The 22,318-nt window shown below is 68.2% G+C and carries 20 protein-coding genes and 1 riboswitch; of the genes, 12 read left to right on the top strand and 8 right to left on the bottom strand.

What is annotated here, in order from left to right; genetic code table 11:
* Positions 1 to 10: 10 nt before the first annotated feature.
* Positions 11 to 2,164, bottom strand: coding sequence for a TonB-dependent receptor (locus PotMrB4_RS17480; protein WP_172434066.1), 2,154 nt, complete (start codon positions 2,162 to 2,164; stop codon positions 11 to 13).
* Between the two features lie 108 nt (positions 2,165 to 2,272).
* Positions 2,273 to 2,476: riboswitch (cobalamin riboswitch) on the bottom strand.
* Between the two features lie 118 nt (positions 2,477 to 2,594).
* Here PotMrB4_RS17480 and PotMrB4_RS17475 point away from each other — a divergent pair.
* Positions 2,595 to 3,224: a class I SAM-dependent methyltransferase gene (locus tag PotMrB4_RS17475; RefSeq protein ID WP_044400347.1), complete on the top strand. Its 630-nt coding sequence runs from the start codon at positions 2,595 to 2,597 to the stop codon at positions 3,222 to 3,224.
* Positions 3,225 to 3,367: 143 nt separating this feature from the next.
* Here PotMrB4_RS17475 and PotMrB4_RS17470 read toward each other — a convergent pair whose 3' ends face one another.
* Positions 3,368 to 4,315 (bottom strand): IS110 family RNA-guided transposase, encoded by a 948-nt coding sequence (locus PotMrB4_RS17470; protein ID WP_172432356.1) that lies wholly within the window; start codon positions 4,313 to 4,315, stop codon positions 3,368 to 3,370.
* 524 nt (positions 4,316 to 4,839) lie between these two features.
* On the bottom strand, positions 4,840 to 5,325 hold the full coding sequence (locus PotMrB4_RS17465) for a flavin reductase family protein (protein WP_142008163.1): 486 nt from the start codon (positions 5,323 to 5,325) through the stop codon (positions 4,840 to 4,842).
* A gap of 320 nt (positions 5,326 to 5,645) precedes the next feature.
* Between PotMrB4_RS17465 and PotMrB4_RS17460 the strand changes: the two genes are divergently transcribed.
* The 9 genes from PotMrB4_RS17460 (at position 5,646) to PotMrB4_RS17420 (ending at position 14,827) form a co-directional block, all read left to right on the top strand.
* Positions 5,646 to 7,052, top strand: coding sequence for a purine-cytosine permease family protein (locus tag PotMrB4_RS17460; RefSeq protein WP_172434065.1), 1,407 nt, complete (start codon positions 5,646 to 5,648; stop codon positions 7,050 to 7,052).
* Positions 7,053 to 7,192: 140 nt separating this feature from the next.
* Entirely contained in the window at positions 7,193 to 7,819 is a 627-nt protein-coding gene (locus tag PotMrB4_RS17455) for a LysE family translocator (RefSeq protein WP_142008168.1), read from the top strand.
* A 57-nt stretch (positions 7,820 to 7,876) separates the two neighbouring features.
* The gene (locus PotMrB4_RS17450) at positions 7,877 to 8,683 is read left to right on the top strand and encodes an AraC family transcriptional regulator (RefSeq protein ID WP_172434064.1); all 807 of its coding nucleotides are present in this window, start codon (positions 7,877 to 7,879) and stop codon (positions 8,681 to 8,683) included.
* Between the two features lie 108 nt (positions 8,684 to 8,791).
* The gene (locus PotMrB4_RS17445; RefSeq protein ID WP_107331463.1) at positions 8,792 to 9,601 is read left to right on the top strand and encodes an alpha/beta fold hydrolase; all 810 of its coding nucleotides are present in this window, start codon (positions 8,792 to 8,794) and stop codon (positions 9,599 to 9,601) included.
* Positions 9,598 to 10,461: an alpha/beta fold hydrolase gene (locus PotMrB4_RS17440; protein WP_172434063.1), complete on the top strand. Its 864-nt coding sequence runs from the start codon at positions 9,598 to 9,600 to the stop codon at positions 10,459 to 10,461. Before PotMrB4_RS17445 ends, PotMrB4_RS17440 begins: the two co-directional genes overlap by 4 nt.
* 51 nt (positions 10,462 to 10,512) lie before the next feature.
* Positions 10,513 to 11,175: a glutathione S-transferase family protein gene (locus PotMrB4_RS17435; RefSeq protein ID WP_172434062.1), complete on the top strand. Its 663-nt coding sequence runs from the start codon at positions 10,513 to 10,515 to the stop codon at positions 11,173 to 11,175.
* An 8-nt stretch (positions 11,176 to 11,183) separates the two neighbouring features.
* On the top strand, positions 11,184 to 11,990 hold the full coding sequence (locus tag PotMrB4_RS17430; protein WP_172434061.1) for a DUF4892 domain-containing protein: 807 nt from the start codon (positions 11,184 to 11,186) through the stop codon (positions 11,988 to 11,990).
* Between the two features lie 73 nt (positions 11,991 to 12,063).
* Positions 12,064 to 13,125, top strand: a complete 1,062-nt coding sequence (locus PotMrB4_RS17425; RefSeq protein WP_172434060.1) for an AI-2E family transporter — start codon at positions 12,064 to 12,066, stop codon at positions 13,123 to 13,125.
* 148 nt (positions 13,126 to 13,273) lie between these two features.
* Complete coding sequence (locus PotMrB4_RS17420) at positions 13,274 to 14,827, top strand: YdgA family protein (protein ID WP_172434059.1); 1,554 nt, start codon at positions 13,274 to 13,276, stop codon at positions 14,825 to 14,827.
* Between the two features lie 60 nt (positions 14,828 to 14,887).
* Here the strand turns inward: PotMrB4_RS17420 and xopAW are convergent, their stop codons facing one another.
* From xopAW to PotMrB4_RS17405, 3 genes are all read right to left on the bottom strand, one after another.
* A complete protein-coding gene (gene xopAW, locus PotMrB4_RS17415) occupies positions 14,888 to 15,718 on the bottom strand; it encodes a XopAW family type III secretion system calcium-binding effector (protein ID WP_232060731.1) in 831 nt (276 codons plus the stop codon).
* Between the two features lie 123 nt (positions 15,719 to 15,841).
* On the bottom strand, positions 15,842 to 16,876 hold the full coding sequence (locus PotMrB4_RS17410) for an ATP-binding protein (RefSeq protein ID WP_172435109.1): 1,035 nt from the start codon (positions 16,874 to 16,876) through the stop codon (positions 15,842 to 15,844).
* A complete protein-coding gene (locus tag PotMrB4_RS17405) occupies positions 16,873 to 17,622 on the bottom strand; it encodes a response regulator (RefSeq protein ID WP_044400382.1) in 750 nt (249 codons plus the stop codon). The genes PotMrB4_RS17410 and PotMrB4_RS17405 overlap by 4 nt, the downstream gene beginning before the upstream one ends.
* Before the next feature lie 287 nt (positions 17,623 to 17,909).
* Between PotMrB4_RS17405 and PotMrB4_RS17400 the strand changes: the two genes are divergently transcribed.
* Entirely contained in the window at positions 17,910 to 18,647 is a 738-nt protein-coding gene (locus tag PotMrB4_RS17400) for a ZIP family metal transporter (RefSeq protein ID WP_172434058.1), read from the top strand.
* Between the two features lie 81 nt (positions 18,648 to 18,728).
* A complete protein-coding gene (gene pyrF / locus PotMrB4_RS17395; protein ID WP_044400388.1) occupies positions 18,729 to 19,427 on the top strand; it encodes an orotidine-5'-phosphate decarboxylase in 699 nt (232 codons plus the stop codon).
* Positions 19,428 to 19,496: 69 nt separating this feature from the next.
* On the opposite strand, the gene PotMrB4_RS17390 is transcribed toward pyrF, so the two are convergent.
* Both PotMrB4_RS17390 and PotMrB4_RS17385 read right to left on the bottom strand, forming a co-directional pair.
* Positions 19,497 to 20,858 (bottom strand): class II 3-deoxy-7-phosphoheptulonate synthase, encoded by a 1,362-nt coding sequence (locus PotMrB4_RS17390; protein WP_172434057.1) that lies wholly within the window; start codon positions 20,856 to 20,858, stop codon positions 19,497 to 19,499.
* Positions 20,859 to 20,923: 65 nt separating this feature from the next.
* The gene (locus PotMrB4_RS17385) at positions 20,924 to 22,252 is read right to left on the bottom strand and encodes a flavin-containing monooxygenase (protein ID WP_172434056.1); all 1,329 of its coding nucleotides are present in this window, start codon (positions 22,250 to 22,252) and stop codon (positions 20,924 to 20,926) included.
* Positions 22,253 to 22,318 lie beyond the last annotated feature (66 nt).

Here is a 22,318-nt window from a genome sequence, read left to right as displayed (position 1 = left end):
GGCGTAACCCTCAGAAGCTGTAGTCGGCGGTGACGAAGAACGAGCGCGGCTGGCCCAGCAGCCACTGCTGGCCGCCGTTCTGCTGGGTGACGGCGTAGCGGCGGTCCAGCAGGTTGTTCAGCTCCAGCCCCAGGCGCGTGTCGGGCAGCACCTGCCAGCCGAGGTTGGCGTCGAGCACGGTGTAGCCGGGTACTTTGACGGTGTTGGCGGCGTCGGCGTAACGGGCGTCGACGTAGCGCGCGCCGAGGCCAGCGTCCAGGTCATGGCCGAGCGCCTTGCTGACCCAGAGGTTGGCGGTGCGCCGTGGCACGTCGGTGGGGCGGTTGCCGGACCGGGAGACGAGAAGATCGTCCTTGGCCTCATTGAATTCGTCGTACTCGGCGCGCAGCAGCGAGGCGTTGGCCGAGACGTGCCAGCCCTGCTCCAGAGCCAGTTCCAGGGTCGCCTCCAGGCCGTCGGAGGACTGCTGGCCGATCTGCTGGGCCTGACCTTTTGCTGATTCGCGGGAGAGCAACTTCTTCTTGACGATGTGGTAGGCGGCCAGGGTCCACTCGCCGCGCCCGTCCCAGAACTGCTGCTTGAGGCCGAACTCGGTCTGCTTCGACTCGGTCAGGTCCATATTCTGCTGGCCAGAATTGAGGGTGATGAGGTTGCTGACGCCGTCCTCGCTGGTGGAGTACTGGCCGTAGAAGGACAGCTGCGGGGTGGCGGCGAACACCAGGCCGGCGCGCCAGTTGCCGCCCTGGATGCTGCGGTCGCTGCGCAATGGTTGTGCGCGGTTCTCGTTGGGAAGATCGGTGCGGTCGATGTGGTTCTGGTCGCGACGCAGGCCGGTGACCACGGACCAGCGCTCGCTCAGTTGGGTGCGGTTCTCGGCGAACAGGGCGGCGGTGTGGGTTTCGCTGCGCGAGTGCGGGCGGTAGGCCGAGGCGCTCTGGAAGTAGCCGGGGGCGGGGTTCCACGGGTCGACGTAGTCGCCGTCGATGTCGGTGTAGGGCGCGTTGTTCAGCAGGTCGAAGCGGATGCGGTTGAACTCGCCGCCGACCAGCGTGCGGCTGTCGAGGCCGAACAGTGAGTGGTCGAAGGTGAAGGTCTGGCGGTCGCCGATCTGCTCCTGCTCGTGCTTGATGCGCAGCTGCTCGGCGCGCTTCAGCTGGCCCCGGCCGGCGTCCCAGGTGTAGGCCTCGGCGTTGCGCCAGTAGCGGCGGCTCTTGATGTGGTAGAGCTGGTTGCTGGCGCTGAAGCCTTCGCTGGGCGTCCAGTCGGTGACGAGCCGGGTCCACTGGTCGTTGTAGTGCAGCTCGGCGTTGTGCAGGTTGTAGTTCTTGTCTTTCAGGCTGTCCCGCAGGTGGCCGTCGATCAGCGGCGTGCCGAAATAGTTCATCGGCTGCAGGTCGCCCTGGTCGTGGGCGAGGGTGAAGGCCAGGGCGTCGCTGGCCTGCCAGCGCAGGGCGGCGCTGAGGCCGAGGTTCTTCGAGTCGCCCCGGTCGATCCAGCCGTGGCTGGCCTCGCGGTTGAGGTTGAGGCGGTAGCTGAGGGTGTCGGTGAGCGAGCCGCCGCTGTCCAGGGCCATCTGCTGGCGGTCGTCGGAGCCGTAGCCCAGGCGCAGGCGGTTGCGGATCTCGCCGTCGAAAGGCTTCTTCGGCACCACGTTGATCACCGCGCCGGTGGCGCCTTCGCCGTAGAGCACCGAGGCCGGGCCACGGATCACGTCGATGCGCTCGACCATCCACGGGTCGGTGGGGAAGGTGGTGGTGCCCATGCCGGTGTAGAAGCGCGTGCCGTCGTACAGCTGCATCACCGAGGCGTGGCCGGTGAAGCCCCGGGCCGAGAGGGCGGTGCCGCCGTTGCCGGGGGTGCCGATGTGGGTGATGCCGGGGCTGCGGGTCACGGCGTCCTGCACGGTGGCGTTGTTGCGTGCGCGCACCTCGTCACCGCTGATGGCGCTGGTGCTGGCCGGGGTTTCCAGGGCGGACAGGCCCAGGCGCGAGCCGGCGGGCACGGGCGTGTCGAGGCGGATGGCGGTGTCGTCCGCCTGGTCGGTGACGGCGGTGGCCGGTAGCGCCAGGGTGCCGTCTTCGGCGTGCAGGGAGAAGGAAATGGATAGCGCGAGCAGGCCGAAGGCGGCGCTCGCCGGAGCGTTGGAGCTGAAGGTACGGGACATGTCGTTCCTATCACGTCAGGAATGAATGGAGCCCGGAGGGAATGCAAAGGCGCGCGCGGGCGCGTGCACCCGTGCGAGAAACCGGCCCGTGCCCGCCCACCGCGGGTTTGCCTATCGATGCTCCAGGCCGGTCTCCGGGCTTGCGAGGATCACGCCGCATTCGCCTTCCCATGCCGTGGGCACAGTGGCGTACCGAATGCAGCGCTCGCTTACCGTTGCGGGGGCAGCGCCGGACTGGTCCTGATGGACGCACCGGCTTCCCGTTTCACCTCACGCGCGGCGGCGTGAGGCACCTGGAACGGCGCGCATCTGACCACTGGCACGGGGTGGCGTCAACCGTTGTCGGGAATCATTCGCCCTGTCGGCCGGCCATGGCCGTTCCCATCGCAGCCGGTAGAATGCCCGCCGCCGTTCACTGCCCGGAGGCCCCATGAGCCTGGAACCCCACGATCTCGATGCCATCAGCGCCATCACCCTGGATGACTACCAGCGCAATGCCGAGGGCTTCCGCGAGGGCACCCGCGACCACGACGTGAGCCAGAACATCGAGGCGCTGCTGCGCCATCTGGGGCCGGGCGGGCCGTTCGACATCCTCGACTTCGGCTGCGGCCCGGGGCGCGACCTGCAGACCTTCCGCCGCCTCGGCCATCGCCCGGTGGGGCTGGACGGTACGGCGCGCTTCGTCGAAATGGCCCGCACCGATGCCGGTTGCGAGGTTTGGCAGCAGAACTTCCTGGCGCTGGAGCTGCCCGCCGAGCGCTTCGATGGGGTGTTCGCCAATGCCAGCCTGTTCCACGTGCCGCTGCAGGAGTTGCCGCGTGTACTCGGCCAGTTGCACGCCACCCTGCGGCCGGGTGGCGTGTTGTTCAGCTCCAATCCACGGGGGCAGAACGAGGAGGGCTGGAACGGCCAGCGCTACGGCGCCTGGCACGACTACGCGCGCTGGCGTGAGTTGCTGGAGGCGGCGGGCTTCCAGGCGCTGGAGCACTATTACCGGCCGGCGGGGCTGCCCCGCGAGCAGCAGCCCTGGCTGGCGAGCGTGTGGCGGAAGCCGGCCTGAGCAACGGCCATTGCCGGGGGGCTGTCGAGAGATGCCTGGGCAGGGCACCGTCTGAAAAGCTATGCCCAAAAGCGTGTTGCTGATTATCGAGTTCTATTGATGTCACCTGTTTCGCCTTGCCGGGCGAGCAACCGTGTTCAGCGTCAAGCCACTTGAGGCCTGAAATGTGCCTGATCACGGAGCATCGCATTGAGGATGGTGAGCAGTTTCCGCATGCAGGCGACGACCGCTACTTTGCCGGGTTTCCCCTGTTCTTTTAGTCTCCGATAGAAGCTGTGCACGACCTCGTTGCGGCTGCGAATGGCCGACAGCGTGGCCATGTAGAGCACCTTCCTGACTTCGGATCGCCCACCCCAAACTCGCCGGGTACCCCGGTAGTAGCCGCTGTCCCGGTTGAAGGGCGCGACACCCACCAATGCCGCAATCTGCTTGCGGTTCAGGTGGCCCAGCTCTGGTAGTAGAGCCAGCAACGTGATTCGACATACGGGCCCAATACCTTTCACTTCAGCCAGCAAGTCATCCTTGGCCCGCCAGATCTCTGATTTTTGAATGGCATCATTCAACCCTGCATCGCTGGCTCTGAGGCGCTTTTCCAGCCACTGGATATGCAGCTTGATGTCACGCCGCAAGGCCTTGCCTGCTGCCTGCTGCAAGCGCAGCTTCTCGGCGACCATCATGTCGACCAATTGACGCCGACGCCCAACTAGATCCGCCAGTTCGAGCGCTTGCTCCTCGGGTAGCGGCCGTACGGTGGGACGAATGGCAATCCCGAATGTGGCGAGAACCCGAGCATCCAACGCGTCAGTCTTGGCCAGTTGGCCCGATGCCTTGGCAAAGTCACGGACCTGCCTTGGATTGGCCAGTACCAACGGCAATTGCTGTGCAGCCAGCTCCGCAATCAGGAGACGCTCCAGGCCACCCGTTGCCTCAGCCACGATGAGGTTGGGTGCCAAGGCCAGCATATCGGTGGCCAGTTGGGCCCTACCTGAAGCGTCGTTGGCATAGCGCTGGAGCGTGGCGCTGCCACTGACGAAGACATCGAGAAAGTTCTTCGAGATATCGATTCCGACAACGAGGAGTTCTTGGTTCATGGCATTCCTCTCTCACCCTGACTTGCAGAAACGAGCTTTGAGCTCAGGCAACCGTTCGGGTTAATCAAGAAGAACCTGCTCCGACCCTCGCTCGCCCACGATCTGGAGATCTAGTTTCTGGCGGTCTGAAGCAGGTGTGGAACAACTTACAAGTTTCTTTTTTCAATCGTCGGAATGCCGCCCACAAAAAAGAAACCAAAAAGGCTCGCCCCTACATCCGGGTCCCGCTGCGCGGGACTTCCCTCGCTCCATCGTTGCTCCAGGGGCCGGCGCGATGGGCCATCCATGGCCTGGCGCGCCTCTCGCGGCATCCATGCCGCTCGCTCCCCTGCACAACGACTGCGCTCGGCCTCCTGAAGGGGCATATTCCCCGCCTCACCCTCTGAGCCAGGGCCGATTTCGTCGTGCGCTCTTATAGAGAGCGCCAGGTGGTGGCAGGTGCTCGAGCGTGGCAGTGGAAGAGTCGGGCATAGCCGAAAAAAAGCCCCCATGGCGGGGGCTGAAGAACGCACGGTAGTCAGGTGTCAGGCCAGGGCGGGGAGGGCACCCATCTTGCCGTGGCAATAGAGCAGGGGGGCGGCCTCTTCCTGGGGCAGGACCAGGTTCTTCACGGCGCCCACCATGATGGCGTGGTCGCCGCCTTCGTACTCCCGCCACAGTTCGCACTCGATGATCGCGCTGGCGCCGGCCAGCAGCGGGTTGCCCCGTTCGCTCAGGGTCCATTCGATGCCTTGCGCCTTGTCCTTGCCTTTGCGGGCGAAGGCATAGGCTTCCTTCTGCTGGGCGTCGGACAGGACGTGGATGGCGAAGCGCTTGTTGCGGATCAGCACCGGGTAGGAGTCGGAGCTGTAGTTGGGGCAGAACAGCACCAGGGCCGGGTCCATGGACAGCGAGCTGAAGGCGCTGGCGGTGAGGCCGACCACCTGTCCGTCGTCATCCAGGGTGGTGATCACGGTGACCCCGGACGGGAAGGAGGCCATGGCTTTCTTGTAGAGGGCGGCATCGATCATCGGTGGAACCTCGGTGGTGTACGGCAGGCTGAATCAATTAGGTCTGATGGTATACCGTAATACGCAATTTGCAAGCGCTTTCATGGGCGCCCCGCCGGCTTTCTACTTTCGTCGGAAAGCCTCGAATAACGGGGCTTTGGCTCTGGCGGCGGGACCTGGCGTTGCGTCAGGATGGCGGATCAGATGCGTCGTAGAAAAGCGGCTCAGGCTTGTCAAAAGTTTGGAATACCATAATATGGTGTTCATCTGAGGGGCGACGCAGAGCGCCTCCGGTTTGGCTTCAAACAACGATAAGAACAGACAAACTCGAGTTCATTTCCATGTCCCAGATGTCCCGGCAAGACCCCCTGATCGAAAACCACACGGTGGACTACGTCCCCCTTGCGGAGCGCCACGGGAAGGCGCGCGATCTGTTCACCCTGTGGTTCAGCACCAACATCGCGCCGTTGCCCATCGTTACCGGCGCCATGGTGGTCCAGGTGTTCCACCTCAACCTGTTCTGGGGGATGCTCGCGGTCGTCCTCGGGCACCTGATCGGTGGCGTGGTGATCGCCCTGGCCTCGGCCCAGGGGCCGCAGCTGGGGATTCCGCAGATGGTGCAGAGCCGCGGCCAGTTCGGGCGCTACGGGGCCCTGCTGATCGTGTTCTTCGCCGCGCTGATCTACGTCGGCTTCTTCATTTCCAACATCGTCCTGGCGGGCAAGTCCATCGTCGGTATCGCCCCGTCGGTCCCGGTGCCGGCCAGCATCCTGATCGGTGCGCTGAGCGCCACCGCCATCGGGGTGATCGGCTACCGCTTCATCCACACCCTCAACCGCATCGGTACCTGGGTGATGGGCTCGGCGTTGCTGGCCGGCTTCGCCTACATCTTTGCCCATGACCTGCCGGCGGATTTCTTCACCCGTGGCGGCTTCAACCTTGCCGGCTGGATCGCGACCCTGTCGCTGGGGATCATCTGGCAGATCAGCTTCTCGCCCTACACCTCGGACTATTCCCGCTACCTGCCGGTGGAGGTGGGCATCGCCCGGCCGTTCATGGCCACCTACCTGGGGGCGACCCTGGGCACCATCCTGTCGTTCGCCTTCGGCCTGGTGGCGGCACTGGCCACTCCCGAGGGTACCGAGGCGATGGCGGCGGTGAAGCAGGCCACCGGCTGGCTGGGGCCGATCCTGATGGTGCTGTTCCTGCTCAACATCATCAGCCACAACGCCCTCAATCTTTATGGCGCGGTGCTGTCCATCGTCACCTCGATCCAGACCTTCGCCGGCCGCTGGACGCCGAGCATCCCGGTGCGTGTGGCGCTGTCGGCGGTGATACTCGCCGGCTGCTGCGTGGTGGCGCTGGGGGCCTCGGCCGACTTCATCTCGCGCTTCATCGGCCTGGTGCTGGCGCTGCTGCTGGTGCTGGTGCCCTGGGCGTCGATCAACCTGATCGACTTCTACCTGATCAAGCGCGGCCGCTACGACATCGCTTCGATCTTCAGCCCGGACGGTGGCATCTACGGGCGCTTCAACCCGCACGCGATCATTGCCTACTTCATCGGCATCATCGTGCAGCTGCCCTTCGCCAACACCTCGCTCTACGCCGGCCCCTACGCCAACCTGGTGGAGGGCGCCGACCTCTCCTGGCTGGTGGGCCTGGTGGTGACCTGCCCGCTGTACTACTGCCTGGCCACCCGCAGCCGCAGTGCGGCCTCGAACCTGGCCGGCGCCGCGCTGGCCGACTGAGCCCGGCGAACCCCGACACGCCGGTGCCAGGCCCTGCCTGGTGCCGGCGTTGTCGTATCGGGCGGGCCGTTTTGACCGCGTCTCGTCGCCCGGCATAGAGTGGCGAGCCGCCCTCCGACTCCCGCCCAGGCCACGGAACCATGATCGACCTGCCCCTGCTGCTCGCCTTCGTCGCGGCCGCCACCCTGCTGACCCTCACCCCCGGCGTGGACACCGCCATCGTGTTGCGTGCCGCCACTGCCCAGGGCCGGCGCCCGGCGGTGATGGCGTCCCTGGGAATCGGCCTGGGTTGCCTGCTCTGGGGCGCGGCGGTGTCCCTGGGGCTGGGGGCGCTGCTGCAGGCCTCGGAGCTGGCCTACACAGCGGTCAAGCTGGCCGGGGCGGCCTACCTGCTGTGGCTGGGAGCCGGGCTGCTGCTGCGCCCGCGCCAGGCCCTGGACGAGGACACGGATGCAGGCTCGGGTGGCCAAGGGGCGGCGTTCTGGCGGGGCTTCCTGACCAACCTGCTCAACCCCAAGGTCGGGGTGTTCTACGTCACCTTCCTGCCGCAGTTCGTGCCCGCCGGCGCCAGCGTGGCGGGCTATTCCTTCTTCCTCGCCGGGCTGCACGTGGTGCTGACGCTGATCTGGTTCGCCGTGCTCATCGCCGCCACGGTGCCGCTGGGGCGGTTCCTGCGCCGGGCGGCGGTGATCCGCGCGCTGGACCGGCTCACCGGGGGCGTGCTGATCGCCTTCGGTGTGCGCCTGGCTGGCTCGTCGGCGCATTGAGCGCGGCTGCAATTTCGTCCAAGCCAGGACAGGGGGCGGCGCGCTAGAGTGGCGCGCATGGAACGCACCAGCCATATCGTCGGCGGCCTGCCCGGCATCCGCCTGATCGACGCCGAATACCACCGCTTCGCCTTCCCCCGGCATTTCCACCTGGAGTACCACGTGGGCCTGCTGCTGGAGGGGCGGCAGCGCTTCGTTTACCAGGGCGAGCGCCAGCTGGCGGGGCAGGGCGATGTGCTGCTGATGGCGCCGGAGCAGATCCACGACGGCGCCAGCCTGGACGCGGAGGGCTACCGCATTCGCGTGCTGGCCTTCGAGCCGCATTGGCTGGAGCAGGCCAGCCGCGCCTTGAGCGACGACCGCCGTGGCACGCCCCGGCTGCTCGGCGCGACCCTGCGCCACCCGGCGTTGCAGGCGCACCTGCTGGCCGCCCATGACAGCCTGCTCGGGGATTCGCGGCTGGCCCAGGAGCAAGCCCTGTGGCAGGCCATGGCCTGCCTGCTGCAACTGGGCTCGAGCCTGCGCGTGGAGGACCCGGCCGGTGGCTTCGATGGGGATACCTGGCGGCGCCTGCGGGAGTGGCTGGAGTCCCGGCTGGATGCGCCGCCCTCCCTGGAGGAATTGGCGGCCTTCTGCGGGCTGAGCCCCTGGCAGGTGCTGCGGCGCTTCCAGCGTCATTGCGGGTTGCCGCCGCTGCAGTGGCTGACCCAGTTGCGTCTGGCCCGCGCCCTGCCGCTGGTGCTGGCGGGGGAGCCGCTGTCGGACGTGGCGCTGCGCCTGGGCTTCTATGACCAGGCGCATTTCTCCCGCCTGTTCCGCCGCACCTACGGCGCACCGCCGGCCCGCCTGCGCGGGCGTGGCTGAAACCACCTTGCCCCTGGCCATAGCGCCGTCATCACCGTGCGTGAGAGTCATTGCCGGGTGGGGTGGCCTGCCGGAAAATCCCCGACAGTTCCGCCACGAGCCGCCGCCATGACCCAGACCCTTTTCTTCGCCCATGCCAACGGCTTTCCGTCCGCCACCTACGCCAAGCTGTTCGACGCGCTGGCACCGGACTACCGCGTGCTGCACCTGGAGCAGCACGGGCACGATCCGCGCTTCCCGGTGAACGACAACTGGGAAAACCTGGTGGACGAACTCATCCACCACCTGGAGGCCCAGGCCGAGCCGGTCTGGGGCGTCGGCCATTCCCTCGGCGGGGTGCTGCACTACCACGCGGCGCTGCGCCGGCCGGAGCTGTACCGCGGGGTGGCGATGCTCGATTCGCCGGTGCTGACCCTGGCCGACAGGATGGTCATCCGCGCCGCCAAGCGCTTCGGCTTCATCGACCGCATCACCCCGGCCGGGCGCACCCTCGGGCGTCGCGAGGAATTCGCCGACCCGGAGGAGGCGCGCCGCTACTTCGCCGGCAAGACGCTGTTCCGCCACTTCGACCCGGACTGCCTGGACGCCTACGTGCGCCACGGCTTCACCGAGACCGCCGGCGGGCTGCGGCTGAAGTTCGACCCGGAGACCGAGATCCGCATCTACCGCAGCGTGCCCCACAGCAGCCCCGGCCGGCCGCAGCAGCTGCAGGTGCCGCTGGCGGTGGTGCGCGGGCGCCACAGCCGGGTGGTGATGCCGCACCACGCGCGCCTGGTGCGCCGGGTGCCGAAGGGCGAGTACCTGTCGCTGCCGGGCGGCCACATGTTCCCGCTGGAGCGCCCGCACGACACGGCGACGCTGCTCCGTACCCTGTTCAAGCGCTGGGACGGCCAGGCCGCCCGCCAGGAGTCCGCATGAGCGCGCACGTCGAAGAAATCCGCCTGAGCCTGCCCCATGTGGAACTGGCCGCGCACCTGTTCGGCCCCGAGGATGGCCAGCCGGTGCTGGCCCTGCACGGCTGGCTGGACAACGCCATGACCTATGCGCGCCTGGCACCGAAGCTCAAGGGCCTGCGCATCGTCGCCCTGGACCTGGCCGGGCACGGGCATTCCGGGCATTACTCGGCCGGCTCCAGCTACCAGATGTGGGAGTACGCCGAGGACGTGCTGCACGTGGCCGAGCAACTGGGCTGGGCGCGTTTCTCGCTGATGGGCCACTCCCTCGGGGCCATCGTGTCCATGCTGGTGGCGGCATCGCTGCCGGAGCGGGTGGAGCGCCTGGCGCTGATCGATGGCCTGATCCCCTACACCGGCGAAGCCGATGGCGCGCCGGCCCGCCTGGGCGAGGCGCTGCGGGCACGGCTGGCTCTGCAGGGCAAGCGCAAGCCGGTCTACGCCGACATCGACCGTGCCGTGCAGGCCCGCATGAAGGGCGTGGTGGCGGTGAGCCGCGAGGCTGCCGAGCTGCTGGCCGAACGCGGCCTGATGCCGGTGCCGGGCGGCTACACCTGGCGCACCGACATGCGCCTGACCCTGCCATCGCCGATGCGCCTGACCTTCGCCCATGCCCAGCAGTTCCTCCGCGCCGTGCAGTGCCCCACCTGCCTGGTGCTGGCCGAGGGCGGGCAGATGGCTGCCGAGCCGCGCATCGCGCAGTTGCTGCAAGGGCTACCCTTCGAGGTGCACCATCGGCCGGGCGGCCATCACCTGCACCTCAACGACGAGGCCGGTGCCCAGGCCGTAGCAGACTGTTTCAATCCCTTCTTCGCCGCGCCTTGACTTGAATGGGGCAAGCGGGAAGGCTGGGCCCCATTTTCAAGGAGAGACCGGATGATCGACCTCTACACTGCTGCCACCCCCAACGGCCACAAGGTCTCCATCGCCCTGGAGGAACTGGGGCTGCCGTACCGGGTGACTGCGCTGTCCTTCGAGCGCAAGGAGCAGAAGGCGCCGGACTTCCTGGCGATCAACCCCAACGGCCGCATCCCGGCCATCGTCGACCGCGACAACGGTGATTTCCCGGTCTTCGAGTCCGGCGCCATCCTCGTCTACCTGGCGGAGAAGACCGGCCAGCTGATGCCCGCCGACCCCAAGGGCCGTTCCCTGGTGATGCAGTGGCTGATGTTCCAGATGGGCGGCGTCGGTCCCATGCAGGGACAGGCCAATGCCTTCTTCCGCTACTTCCCCGAAGTCATCCAGCCGGCCATCGACCGCTACCAGCACGAGACCCGCCGCCTCTACGAGGTGCTCGACTCGCGCCTGGCGCTGGTGGAGTACCTGGCCGGCGACTACAGCATCGCCGACATCGCCACCTTCCCCTGGGTGCGCCTGCACGACTGGGCCGGCGTGTCGGTGGAGGGGCTCGTGCACCTGCAGCGCTGGCTGGCCGCCATCGAGGCGCGCCCGGCGGTGCAGCGCGGCCTGGCGGTGCCGCCGCGTCAGGCCTCGGCTGAAAACGTGGTGAAATCCGCCCAGTCGATGCTGATGCGCTGAGGTCGCCCATGCGTTTTCTTCCCTTGTGCCTGGGCCTGGCCCTGGCGGCCCCGCTGCAGGCCGCCGACCTGCCCGAGAGCCATGACCTCACGGCGCTGCCGCGCTTCCCCCATGCCGAGATCGTCGACTTCAAGGAAGCGCCCGATCAGGAGCGCTTCTACCCCCAGGGGCCGATCCGCCGCATCAGCAACCAGCTGCGCATGGAACAGCGGGTGGATGCCCAGGGCCGGCAGACCTCGGTGACCTATCAGCTGCCCAGCGGGCACAGCTCGGCCGAGGCCTTCGACCGCGCCCGTGTCGACCTGATGGAGAAGGGCGCCATCCCGCTCTACTGGTGCCAGGGCCGCGACTGCGGCTCCAGCAGCCTGTGGGCCAACACCGTGTTCGGCAACGCCCGGCTCTACGGGCCGGACGACCAGCAGGCCTACCTGCTGGTGCGCCTTGTCGAGCCCAGCCAGGACAGCCTGCTGGCGGTGTACGCCATCACCCGTGGCAACCGCCGCGCCTACCTGCATGCCGAGCAACTGGATGCCGCCGCCCCCCTGGGCGAGCTGCTGCCCACGCCGGCGACCCTGCTGCGCGAGCTGAAGAGCAGCGGCGAGCTGCACTTGCCGACGCTTCCGGCCGTGCCCAGCGAGGCCTGGGCCACGTTGCTGGCCCGCGGATTGAACCTGGACAGCACCCTGCGGGTCAGTCTCGGCGGGGCCGGTGCGGAAGCCTGGCGCGAGGCGCTGGTGGGACAGGGCGTGCGTGCGGCTCGCCTGGAGCTGGGGGCGTCCCGCGAGGCCGGCCTGCACCTGGAGTGGCTGCGCTGAGCTTCACCGTCCATGCTTTTCTTCGTTCATGGCGCCGGCTCGGCGCCACGCGCGCGTCAATCGGAGTGACTTCATGCTGAACAACGACCGCCTGCTGGTGCAGATCCTCCTGCTCACCTTGCTGGCTGCGTGTATCTGGGTGCTGGCGCCGTTCTGGTCGGCGCTGTTCTGGGCCGCCGTGCTGGCCTTCGCCAGCTGGCCGCTGATGCGCCTGCTGACCCGTCTGCTGAACGGCCGCACCGCCACGGCCGCCGCCATCCTCAGTGCCGGCTGGATGGTGCTGGTGGCGGTGCCGCTGGTGTGGCTGGGCTTCAACCTCGCGGACCACGTGCGCGACGCCACCGAGTTCGTCAAGAACGTGCAGGTCGAGGGCCTGCCCCAGCCGCCGGAGTGGCTGGGGCAATTGCCCATGGTGGGTGACCGCCTGGTGGCCCTGTGGGCGCGGGTGGACGAGCAGGGCGCGGCCTTCTTCAGCAGCCTCAAGCCCTACATGGGAGAGGCCGGGAACTGGCTGCTGGCGCGCAGCGCGCAGATCGGCCGCGGCATGCTGGAACTGGCCCTGAGCCTGGTGCTGGTGTTCTTCTTCTACCGCGACGGCCCGCGCATGGCGCTGTTCGCCGAGCAGGCCCTGGGGCGCCTGATCGGTGATCGCGCGCCGCACTACCTGGAGCTGGTGGCGGGCACGGTACAGCGGGTGGTCAACGGCGTGATCGGCACCGCCGCCGCCCAGGGCCTGCTGGCGCTGATCGGCTTCTGGATCGCCGGTGTGCCCGGGGCCATCGTGCTGGGCCTGGTGACCTTCGCCCTCAGCCTCATTCCCATGGGGCCGCCGCTGGTCTGGGTGCCGGCCGCCGCCTGGCTGTTCTGGCACGGCGAGTACGGTTATGGCGTGTTCCTGGCGATCTGGGGCTTCTTCGTCATCAGCGGCGTGGACAACGTGCTCAAGCCCTACCTGATCAGCCGGGGCGGCAATCTGCCGCTGGTGGTGGTGCTGCTGGGGGTGTTCGGCGGCATCCTGGCCTTCGGCTTCATGGGCCTTTTCCTCGGGCCGACCCTGCTGGCCGTGGCCTACAGCCTCATCTCCGACTGGATCGGCGCGCCTCAGACCCACACGGAGCGAGACCCCGAGAGCTGAGCACCACCTCACAGAATCACGGGGGAACTGCCAGGAAAGCGGCGCGAGGTGATAGCCTTGTGCCGCTTTTTTCCGCCCCGCCGGTCCATGGCACCGCTTGCGGATGCAGGGAAGCAGCCCCACTACAAGGATCATCCGCGAGTCGACCATGAAGAAATCCGCAGGAATCGTAATTGGCGCGGCCGTTGCCGTTGCCGTCGTCAGCACCGCTGGCGCCTGGTACACCGGCAAGCAACTGCCCGGCGTGCTGGACACCTCCATCAAGGAAGCCAACGAGCAGCTGCAGCAGGCCGCACCGTCCCTGGGCGTCAGCGCCCGTGCCGAGCTGGTCTCCCTGGAGCAGGGCCTGTTCAGCAGCACTGCCCGTTACCGCCTGGTCATCGGCGAGTCCGAGCTGCTGTTTGTCGACCACATCGACCACGGTCCCTTCCCGCTGAACCGCCTCAAGCGCTTCGAGCTGGCCCCGGTGATGGCCGCCAGCACCTATGAGCTGGCCCCGAGCCCGCTGGTGCAGGGCTGGTTCGACGCCGCCAAGGGCGCCTCGCCGCTGGTCGGCAGCGCCGCCATCGGCTACGACCGTGCCGTTTCCGGCAGCCTCGAACTCAAGCCGCTGGATACCCAGCTCGACGAGAAGACCCACCTGGCCTTCTCCGGCCTGCGCCTGGACCTGCGCAGCAGCGCCGGTGGCGAGCGTGTGGCCGCCGTGGGCAGCATGGACAGCCTGCGCTTCGACTCCACCTCCGAAACCGGCCAGCCGGTACAGGTGGAAATGAAGGGCCTGAGTCTGGACAGCGACCAGTCCCGCACCGAGTCCGGCCTGTACGTCGGCAAGGGTGATCTGGTGTTGAAGACCACCCGCATCCTCATCGACGGCGAGCCGACGGTGACCCTGGATGACCTGTCCCAGCGCCAGGACACCCGTGCCAACGGCAGCAACATCGAAGGCAGCCTGACCTTCGCCGCCGGCGTTCGCTACAAGGACAAGCCGGTGGGCAACACCGAGATGGTGTGGAGCGTGAAGAACATCGACGCTGCCGCGCTCAAGTCCCTGTCCGAGCTGTACGCCAGCGTGGTGGAAAAGGCCGGCGCCGGCGCCGAGCCCAACCTGGATGCCCTCGACGAAGCCCAGCAGAAGCAGGCCCAGGCCGACCTGGTGCGCATGCTCGACGCCAAGCCGGCCATCGCCCTGGACAAGTTCAGCTTCAAGACCGCCAACGGCGAAAGCCGCCTGAGCCTGGGCGTGCAACTGGCCAAGCCCAGCTCCTTCGAGCAGGCGCCTGACCAGGTGGCCCGCGAGATCGTCACGGGCCTGGACATGGAACTGAGCCTGTCCAAACCGATGATCAGCGACATCGTCAGCCTGAAAGCCGCGCTGGATGGCGAGGAAGACCAGGAGCTGATCGCCCAGCAGGCCTCCATGACCACCGAGATGGCCAGCGGCATGCTGCTGTCCACCAACCTGGTGGCGCTGGAAGGCGAGACCATCCGCTCCCGCCTGCACTACGCCGACGGCCAGGTGGACTTCAACGGCAAGAAGATGACCGTGGAAGAGTTCGCCGGCATGGCCATGGCCATGGCAGGCGGCCTGGGCGGTGCCCTGGGTGCCCAGCCCGAGATGGGCGGCATGGAGGGCATGGAAGGTATGGAGGGTATGGAAGGCATGGGCGAAGGCGAGGCCGAAGAGGCCGCTCCGCAGGAGTAACCCACGCTGCAGTGCCAGAAGGCCGGCTCCCGAAAGGGGCCGGCCTTTTTTGTCGCCGGCTCAGGCCGCCGTGGACAGCTGGCTGCCCACGCGGGTGGTGTAGGCGGTGGTGCTGCTCTCGTACTGCTTGAGCAGGGAGGCCACCAGCTTGGCGTAGACATCCTGGTCGCTGCTGCTGGTGGCGCTGCTGTCGCTGGGACGGCTGCCGGACTGGCCGAACAGCGCGTTGAGCTCATCCTGGCTGACGCTGCCATTGCCGTCGGCATCCAGTTGGCCGAACAGTTCCTCGCTGTCGCCGCCCGCACCGCGCGGGCCACCCATGCCGCCTGGCGGGGGCGGCGGTGGGGGCGCCAGGGCGGCGCTTTCCTCGACGCTCAGGCTGCCGTCGTCGTCGCTGTCCAGGGCGGCGAACAGTTCGCTGCTGTCCACATCGCTGTTCTCGCCCAGGGCGCTGGTCAGCTCGTCCTGGCTGATGCTGCCGTTGCCGTCGGTATCCAGCTCGCCGAACAGGTCTTCCGGCTTGCCGCCACCGGTGCCCATCGGGCCTCCACCACCGCCCGGCGGGGGAGGTGGCGGGGCGAGGGCGGCGGTCTCGTCCTGGCTGATGGAGCCGTCGCCGTTGGCATCCAGCTGGCTGAACAGGTCATCGATGTCGATGGTGAGGCTGCTGTCGCTTTCCTTGGCGCTGTCCAGCGCCGTGTTCAGCTCGTCCTTGGCGACGCTGCCGTCGCCGTTGCTGTCCAGCAGGCTGAAGAGCTTTTCCTGCACCTTGTTGCCCTGGCTCGGGGCGCAACTGCCGGCGTTGCCGCTGGCGGTGCTCCGCGCGCTGAGCGTCGAGCCATAGCTGCCGTAGCTGCTGTAGCCCGAGTAACCACTGACGCCACTGATCATGGGATCACTCCTGTGAGAGGGATGGCACGACCGGAAGAGGGTCCTCCGGTTCTCCCAGGCTCAGGGGCGGGCGTGTCGGCGGTGTGTGCGCTTTGTATCGGCGTTGCGACAGCGCGGCTGGGCTCAGTGACGGGGGATGCGCAGGGTGGCCAGCAGGCCGCCGCCGGGGTTTTCCCCCAGGGTCAGCTCGCCGCCCTGGCGACGCGCGGCTTCGCGGGCGATGGTCAGCCCCAGGCCGACGCCCCCGGAGCTGCGGTTGCGCGAGCCTTCCAGGCGGAAGAAGGGTTCGAACACCGCCTCGCGCTGCTCGGGGGCGATGCCGGGGCCGTGATCGCTGACCTTCACACGGACTTCGGCCGGGCTGTCCTCCAGGCGGATGACCGCGTGGCCGGCGTAGCGCAGGGCGTTCTCCACCAGGTTGCTGAGGCACGAGCGCAGGGCCATGGGCTGGGCACGCAGGGGCGAGCAGCGGCCTTCGACGCGCACGTCGGCGCCCCGGTCCTGGGCATCCTCGGCCATGGATTCCACCAGGGCCTGGAGGTCGAACATCTGCAGCGATTCGTCGGTGCGTTGCTGGTGCAGGTAGCTGAGGGTGGCGTCGAGCATGGCGATCATCTCGCCCAGGTCCTGCTCGATGCGCCCGCGCAGGTTGGCATCCTCCACCTGTTCGACCCGCAACTTGACCCGTGCAATGGGCGTGCGCAGGTCGTGGGACACCGCGGCGAGCATGCGGCTGCGTTGGGCCACCTGTTCGCGGATGCGCGCCTGCATGCGGTTGAAGGCGTGGGCGGCCTGGCGGGTTTCCCAGGGGCCGCTTTCGGAGAGCGCGGGGCTTTCCAGGTCTTCGCTGAGGCGGTCGGCGGCGTTGGCCAGGCGGCGGATGGGGCGTGACAGCAGACGTGCGCCGTACCAGGCGGCGCCGATCAGGCAGACGAACTGGAAGGTCAGCGGCACCCAGGGGCCGCCGAACATCGGTGGGCGTGGCGGCGGGCCTTGGGTGTGGGTGGCACCGGGTGGCGGCGGGGGAGGCGGGCCGTCGCGGCCGGGGGGCTTGCCGTACTGGCTGAACCAGAGGAAGGCCAGCAGGTGGGCGAGCACGATGGCCGCCAGGAACAGGCCGAACAGCCGGGCGAACAGCGTGTCGGCCTTGCGCATCAGCCGATCTCCCGGGCGTCGAACAGGTAGCCTTCGCCGCGTACGGTCTTGATCAGGCGCGGGGACTTGGGGTCATCCCCTAGCTTCTGTCGCAGGCGCGAGACCAGCAGGTCGATGCTGCGGTCGAAGGCCTCGATGGAACGACCCCGGGCGGCATCCAGCAGTTGTTCGCGGCTGAGCACACGGCGCGGACGTTCGAGGAACACCCAGAGCAGGCGGAATTCGGCGTTGGACAGTGGCACCACCAGCCCCTCGGGGGAATGCAGCTGGCGCAGCACGCCGTTGAGGCGCCAGGCGTCGAAGCGGATGCTGGCGCGCTGGTCGGCGCGCAGGCCTTCGCGGTCGTCGCGCACGCGGCGCAGGACGGTCTGGATGCGCGCCACCAGTTCGCGGGGCTCGAACGGCTTGGCCATGTAGTCATCGGCGCCCAGTTCCAGGCCGATGATGCGGTCGGTGGGTTCGCAGCGGGCGGTGAGCATGAGGATCGGGATGTCCGACTCGCTGCGCAGCCAGCGGCACAGGGAGAGGCCGTCTTCACCGGGCAGCATCAGGTCCAGCACCACCACGTCGAACGGTTCGGCGGCCAGCGTCTCGCGCATGGCCTGGCCGTCGGCCACGCCCACCGCTTCGATGTTGAAGCGGGCCAGGTAGTCGCAGAGCAGGTCGCGGATCGGCACGTCGTCGTCCACCAGCAGGGCGCGGGTGCTCCAGCGGCGGGTCTCGGCAGGTGTGTTGGGCGGGTTGTGCATGGAAGGGCTGCCATCTGGCGGGGCGCCGGGCCCCGGTTGCTATGGGAGGGGCGTCGGCTCGGGGCTGGGTCGGCTGGCGCTCATGCTACTCCGCCGGGCGTGGGCCGGCCAACGCGGCGTGAGGCTCGCGCAGTGGCGTGTCCTGGGCGTGTCGGCTTTGTATCGGGCTTGATACGAAAGGCGCCGCTCGCGAGGCCGAATCATTCCGCCGTGGGCTGCTTTCCTGCGGCGGATGGGGTAGTTATGGGCGCCTCACGCGTTACCGCACTCCGATAGAAGGATGATCCATGGAGCTTTCAACCACCCTGCTCGCCGGCTTCTGGGGCTGGCTCGCCGCCAGCAGCCTGTTGCTGGGCGCCGCCATCGGCTACTGGGTGACCCTGCCGCCGAAGGTGACGGCGTCGATCATGGCCTATGGCAGCGGGGTGCTCATCGCCGCCCTGTGCTTCGGGCAGATTCCCGAGGCCGAGCGCCTGGGCGGGCTGGGTGCGACCCTGGGCGGGATGGTGGCGGGGGGCGTGCTGTTCGTCCTGGCCAGCCAGTGGCTGGACCGCTGGGAGGCGCATCATCGTGCCCGCAACGGCGGCGCCAGTTCCATGGCGGCGCTGTTGATCGCGGTGGGCGCCTTCCTCGACGGCATTCCCGAATCCCTCGGTCTCGGGCTTGGCCTGCTGGATGGCGGGCAGGTCAGCCTGCTGATGCTGGTGGCGATCTTCCTCTCCAACCTGCCGGAGGGCCTGGCCAGTGCCGCCGGCCTGCGCGAGGAGCAGCGCGGCGCGGGGTTCGTGTTCGGCCTGTGGGGCAGCATCGTGCTGCTGTCGGGCCTGGCGGCCATGGCTGGGCCAGGGCTGATGAGTGACCTGTCGCCGGTCTGGCTCGGCTTCGCCCTGGCGTTCTCCGCTGGTGCGGTGCTCTGCATGCTGGTGGACACGCTGATCCCCGAAGCCTTCGAGAGCACCCACGCCTGGACCGGGCTGATCACCCTGGCCGGCTTCATGACCGCCTTCGCCCTCGACCATCTCTAGTCGACGGCGATCACCGGAGCAGCAGCGGGCACGGGCTTCCGCTACAATGCGCGCCGTTTTGACTTGCCAGAGAGCCCGCCCATGTCCGCCTGCCAGACGCCCATCATCGTCGCCCTCGATTTCCCCACCCGCGAAGCCGCGTTGAAGCTGGCCGACCAGCTCGACCCGACGCTGTGCCGTGTGAAGGTGGGCAAGGAGCTGTTCACCAGCTGCGCTTCGGACATCGTTGCCACCCTGCGCGAGCGCGGCTTCGAGGTGTTCCTCGACCTCAAGTTCCACGACATCCCCAACACCACCGCCATGGCCGTCAAGGCCGCTGCCGAGATGGGCGTGTGGATGGTCAACGTGCACTGCTCCGGCGGCCTGCGCATGATGGCGGCCTGCCGCGAGACCCTGGACAAGTTCAATGGCCCGACCCCGCTGCTGATCGGCGTCACCGTGCTGACCAGCATGGAGCGCGAGGACCTGGCCGGCATCGGCCTGGACATCGAGCCCCAGGAGCAGGTGCTGCGCCTGGCAGCCCTGGCGCAGAAGGCCGGCATGGACGGCCTGGTCTGCTCGGCCCAGGAGGCACCGGCCCTCAAGGCGGCGCACCCGTCGCTGCAACTGGTCACCCCCGGCATCCGCCCGGCGGGCAGTGCCCAGGACGACCAGCGTCGCATCCTCACCCCGCGCCAGGCGCTGGACGCCGGTTCCGACTACCTGGTGATCGGCCGCCCCATCAGCCAGGCCGCCGACCCGGCCCAGGCCCTGGCCGCCGTGGTGGCCGAGCTGGCCTGAGCCGGCACGAGGCGCTGATGTGAAAAAGCCCGGCTCAGGCCGGGCTTTTTCATGGGTGACTGCCAGCCGTTACCGCCTGATCTGCTTCAGCGTCTCGGCGATGAGGAAGGCCAGTTCCAGGGACTGGTCGGCGTTCAGGCGCGGGTCGCAGTGGGTGTGGTAGCGGTCGGAGAGGCCGTCTTCGGTGATGGGGCGGGCGCCGCCGATGCACTCGGTGACGTTCTGCCCGGTCATCTCGATGTGGATGCCGCCGGCATGGCTGCCTTCGGCCTGGTGCACCTGGAAGAACTGCTTGACCTCGGAAAGGATGATGGCGAAGTCGCGGGTCTTGTAGCCGCTGGAGGCCTTGATGGTGTTGCCGTGCATCGGATCCGAACTCCACAGCACCTTGCGGCCTTCGGCCTGCACGGTGCGGATCAGCCGCGGCAGGTGCTCGCCGACCTTCTCGGCGCCCATGCGCACGATGAGGTTGAGGCGGCCTGGGTCGTTGTCCGGGTTGAGGATGTCGATCAGGCGGATCAGGTCTTCGCTCGGCATGCTCGGGCCGACCTTGACGCCGATGGGGTTGCCGACGCCGCGCAGGAACTCGACGTGGGCACCGTCCAGCTGACGGGTGCGGTCACCGATCCAGAGCATGTGGGCGGAGCAGTCGTACCAGCCGCCGGTGAGGCTGTCGCGGCGCACGAAGGCCTGTTCGTAGTTCAGCAGCAGTGCTTCGTGGGCGGTGAAGAAGCTCGCTTCGCGCAGTTGCGGGGCGCTGTCCAGGCCGCAGGCGCGCATGAAGGCGAGAGTCTCGTCGATGCGGTCGGCGAGCTGGCTGTACTTCTCCGTCAGCGCCGAGTTGGCGATGAAGTCGAGGTTCCACTGGTGCACCTGGTGCACATCGGCGAAGCCGCCCTGGGCGAAGGCGCGCAGCAGGTTCAGGCTGGCGGTGGACTGGTGGTAGGCCTGCAGCAGGCGTTCCGGGTCGGGGATGCGGCTGGCTTCGTCGAAGCCGATGCCGTTGACGATGTCGCCCCGGTAGGCGGGCAGGGTGACGCCACCGATGGTCTCGTCATTGGCCGAGCGCGGCTTGGCGAACTGGCCGGCCATGCGCCCCACCTTCACCACCGGGCAGCCGGCGGCGAAGGTCATGACGATGGCCATCTGCAGCAGCACCTTGAAGGTGTCGCGGATCTTCGCGGCGGAGAACTCGGCGAAGCTCTCGGCGCAGTCGCCACCCTGCAGCAGGAAGGCGCGCCCTTCGGTGACCTCGGCGAACTGCCGGCGCAGTTCGCGGGCCTCGCCGGCGAACACCAGCGGCGGGTAGCTGGCCAGGGTCTGCTCGACCTGGGCCAGGCGGGTGGCATCGGGGTAGACGGGTTGTTGCAGGATGGGCCGGGTTCTCCAGCTGTCCGGGCTCCAGGGGGCGTGGCGCGAGGTGTCGTTCATCGAGGGCTCGAAAGGGGCGGGCGGGGCGATGGCGAATGGTAACCGAAAGCCCCGCCGGCCCGCGATCAGGCCGGGGCGTGTCGCCCTTGCGGGGCATCGGCCAGGTCGCGGCGCAGGGCGTCGATGTGCTGGCGCAGGGCGGCGCGGTAGCTGTCCTTGTGTACGTAGTAGGCCATGCGCGCCAGGGGCAGGTAGGCGTAGCCGCCGTCCACGCGCTGGCTGGCCCGCTCGGCCTTGGTCCGGGCCAGGTGTTCGGCGGAGGCGGCGCCGGCCTGGCGCTGGCGGATGAACAGCGCCACCAGCTCGGCCTGCTCCGCGCGGCCCTGCCAGCCGAGGCCGGAGGCCTCGACCATGCCGAGCATGAACAGGTTGTCGTAACGGGGATGGAAGATGTTCAGGTACAGCGCCGGCGCGTCGGCGTCCTCGCGCCAGTTCAGCGCGTCGCGGCTGATGAAGGGGTAGTCCAGGCGGTAGCCGGTGGCTTGCAGGATGAGGTCGTAGTCGCCCCGCTGGCCGTCGCTGAAGGTGACGCCGTGGCCTTCGACCGCCTGCACGTCGGGACGCGCACGGATGTCGCCATGGCCGAGGTGGTGCAGTACCAGGGAGTTCACCACCGGGTGCGCCTCGTAGAGCCGGTAGTCCGGGTCGGGCAGGCCGTAGTCCGAGGGCTTGCCGATCAGCGCGCGCACCAGGGCGGCGTCGAGGCGTTGCTTGAGCGGGCGTGGCAGCTTCACTGCGCCGCCGAAGGTGTCGATGGGCCGGCCGAGCAGGAATTTGGGCAGGAAGTAGTAGCCCCGGCGTACCGAGAGGTCCACCGAGCGGGCGCGGTGCACTGCGTCCACGGCGATGTCGCAGGCGGAGTTGCCGCAGCCGATCACCAGCACGCGCTTGCCCTCGAATACCGCCGCCGAGCGGTACTGCGCCGAATGCAGCTGCTCGCCGGCGAAGTGGCCCGGCAGCGGCGGCTGGTTGGGGGTGTGCAGCGTGCCGCTGGCGATCAGCACCCCGTCCACCTGCCACTCCCGTGCCTGGCCCGCCTGGCGGGTGCGTACGCGCCAGCCTTCGCCCTGGGGCTCGATGCGTTCCACCGTGGTGCCGAACTGGTAGTGCCCATGCAGGTCGAAGTGCCGCGCGTAGTCATGGAAGTAGCGGCGCATCTCGCGGTGGTGCGGGTAGGGCGCCACGTCGTCGGCCATGGGGAATTCGCTGAACTCGGTGGTGCGCTTCGAGGAGATCAGGTGCGCCGACTCATAGAGCGTGCTGTGGGGGTTGTCGATGTCCCAGAGCCCGCCGACGTCCTGGTGCTGCTCGAAGCCGACGAAGGGAATGCCGTGGCGTTGCAGCTGGCGGGCCGCGCTCAGGCCGGCGGGGCCGGCGCCGATGATGGCGTACATGGGGAAAGCACCTCTTGGCTGGTATTCTTCTCGGGCTTTTTTGCCGGGCCTTGGCCTGGACGGATT

The organism is Metapseudomonas otitidis, from assembly GCF_011397855.1.
Taxonomy (GTDB): Bacteria; Pseudomonadota; Gammaproteobacteria; order Pseudomonadales; family Pseudomonadaceae; genus Metapseudomonas; species Metapseudomonas otitidis.
Note: the sequence above shows the minus strand (reverse complement) of the source record. Positions and strands in the feature narration are given on the sequence as shown.

Coding starts and splice junctions, on each gene's coding strand:
- PotMrB4_RS17390 (WP_172434057.1), bottom strand. CDS start 20,858: ATGAACGACACCTCGCGCCACGCCCCCTGGAGCCCGGACAGCTGGAGA.
- PotMrB4_RS17430 (WP_172434061.1), top strand. CDS start 11,184: ATGCGTTTTCTTCCCTTGTGCCTGGGCCTGGCCCTGGCGGCCCCGCTG.
- PotMrB4_RS17405 (WP_044400382.1), bottom strand. CDS start 17,622: ATGCACAACCCGCCCAACACACCTGCCGAGACCCGCCGCTGGAGCACC.
- PotMrB4_RS17450 (WP_172434064.1), top strand. CDS start 7,877: ATGGAACGCACCAGCCATATCGTCGGCGGCCTGCCCGGCATCCGCCTG.
- PotMrB4_RS17445 (WP_107331463.1), top strand. CDS start 8,792: ATGACCCAGACCCTTTTCTTCGCCCATGCCAACGGCTTTCCGTCCGCC.
- PotMrB4_RS17385 (WP_172434056.1), bottom strand. CDS start 22,252: ATGTACGCCATCATCGGCGCCGGCCCCGCCGGCCTGAGCGCGGCCCGC.
- pyrF (WP_044400388.1), top strand. CDS start 18,729: ATGTCCGCCTGCCAGACGCCCATCATCGTCGCCCTCGATTTCCCCACC.
- PotMrB4_RS17425 (WP_172434060.1), top strand. CDS start 12,064: ATGCTGAACAACGACCGCCTGCTGGTGCAGATCCTCCTGCTCACCTTG.
- PotMrB4_RS17465 (WP_142008163.1), bottom strand. CDS start 5,325: ATGATCGATGCCGCCCTCTACAAGAAAGCCATGGCCTCCTTCCCGTCC.
- PotMrB4_RS17460 (WP_172434065.1), top strand. CDS start 5,646: ATGTCCCAGATGTCCCGGCAAGACCCCCTGATCGAAAACCACACGGTG.
- PotMrB4_RS17480 (WP_172434066.1), bottom strand. CDS start 2,164: ATGTCCCGTACCTTCAGCTCCAACGCTCCGGCGAGCGCCGCCTTCGGC.
- PotMrB4_RS17420 (WP_172434059.1), top strand. CDS start 13,274: ATGAAGAAATCCGCAGGAATCGTAATTGGCGCGGCCGTTGCCGTTGCC.
- PotMrB4_RS17475 (WP_044400347.1), top strand. CDS start 2,595: ATGAGCCTGGAACCCCACGATCTCGATGCCATCAGCGCCATCACCCTG.
- PotMrB4_RS17470 (WP_172432356.1), bottom strand. CDS start 4,315: ATGAACCAAGAACTCCTCGTTGTCGGAATCGATATCTCGAAGAACTTT.
- PotMrB4_RS17440 (WP_172434063.1), top strand. CDS start 9,598: ATGAGCGCGCACGTCGAAGAAATCCGCCTGAGCCTGCCCCATGTGGAA.
- PotMrB4_RS17400 (WP_172434058.1), top strand. CDS start 17,910: ATGGAGCTTTCAACCACCCTGCTCGCCGGCTTCTGGGGCTGGCTCGCC.
- PotMrB4_RS17435 (WP_172434062.1), top strand. CDS start 10,513: ATGATCGACCTCTACACTGCTGCCACCCCCAACGGCCACAAGGTCTCC.
- PotMrB4_RS17455 (WP_142008168.1), top strand. CDS start 7,193: ATGATCGACCTGCCCCTGCTGCTCGCCTTCGTCGCGGCCGCCACCCTG.
- xopAW (WP_232060731.1), bottom strand. CDS start 15,718: ATGATCAGTGGCGTCAGTGGTTACTCGGGCTACAGCAGCTACGGCAGC.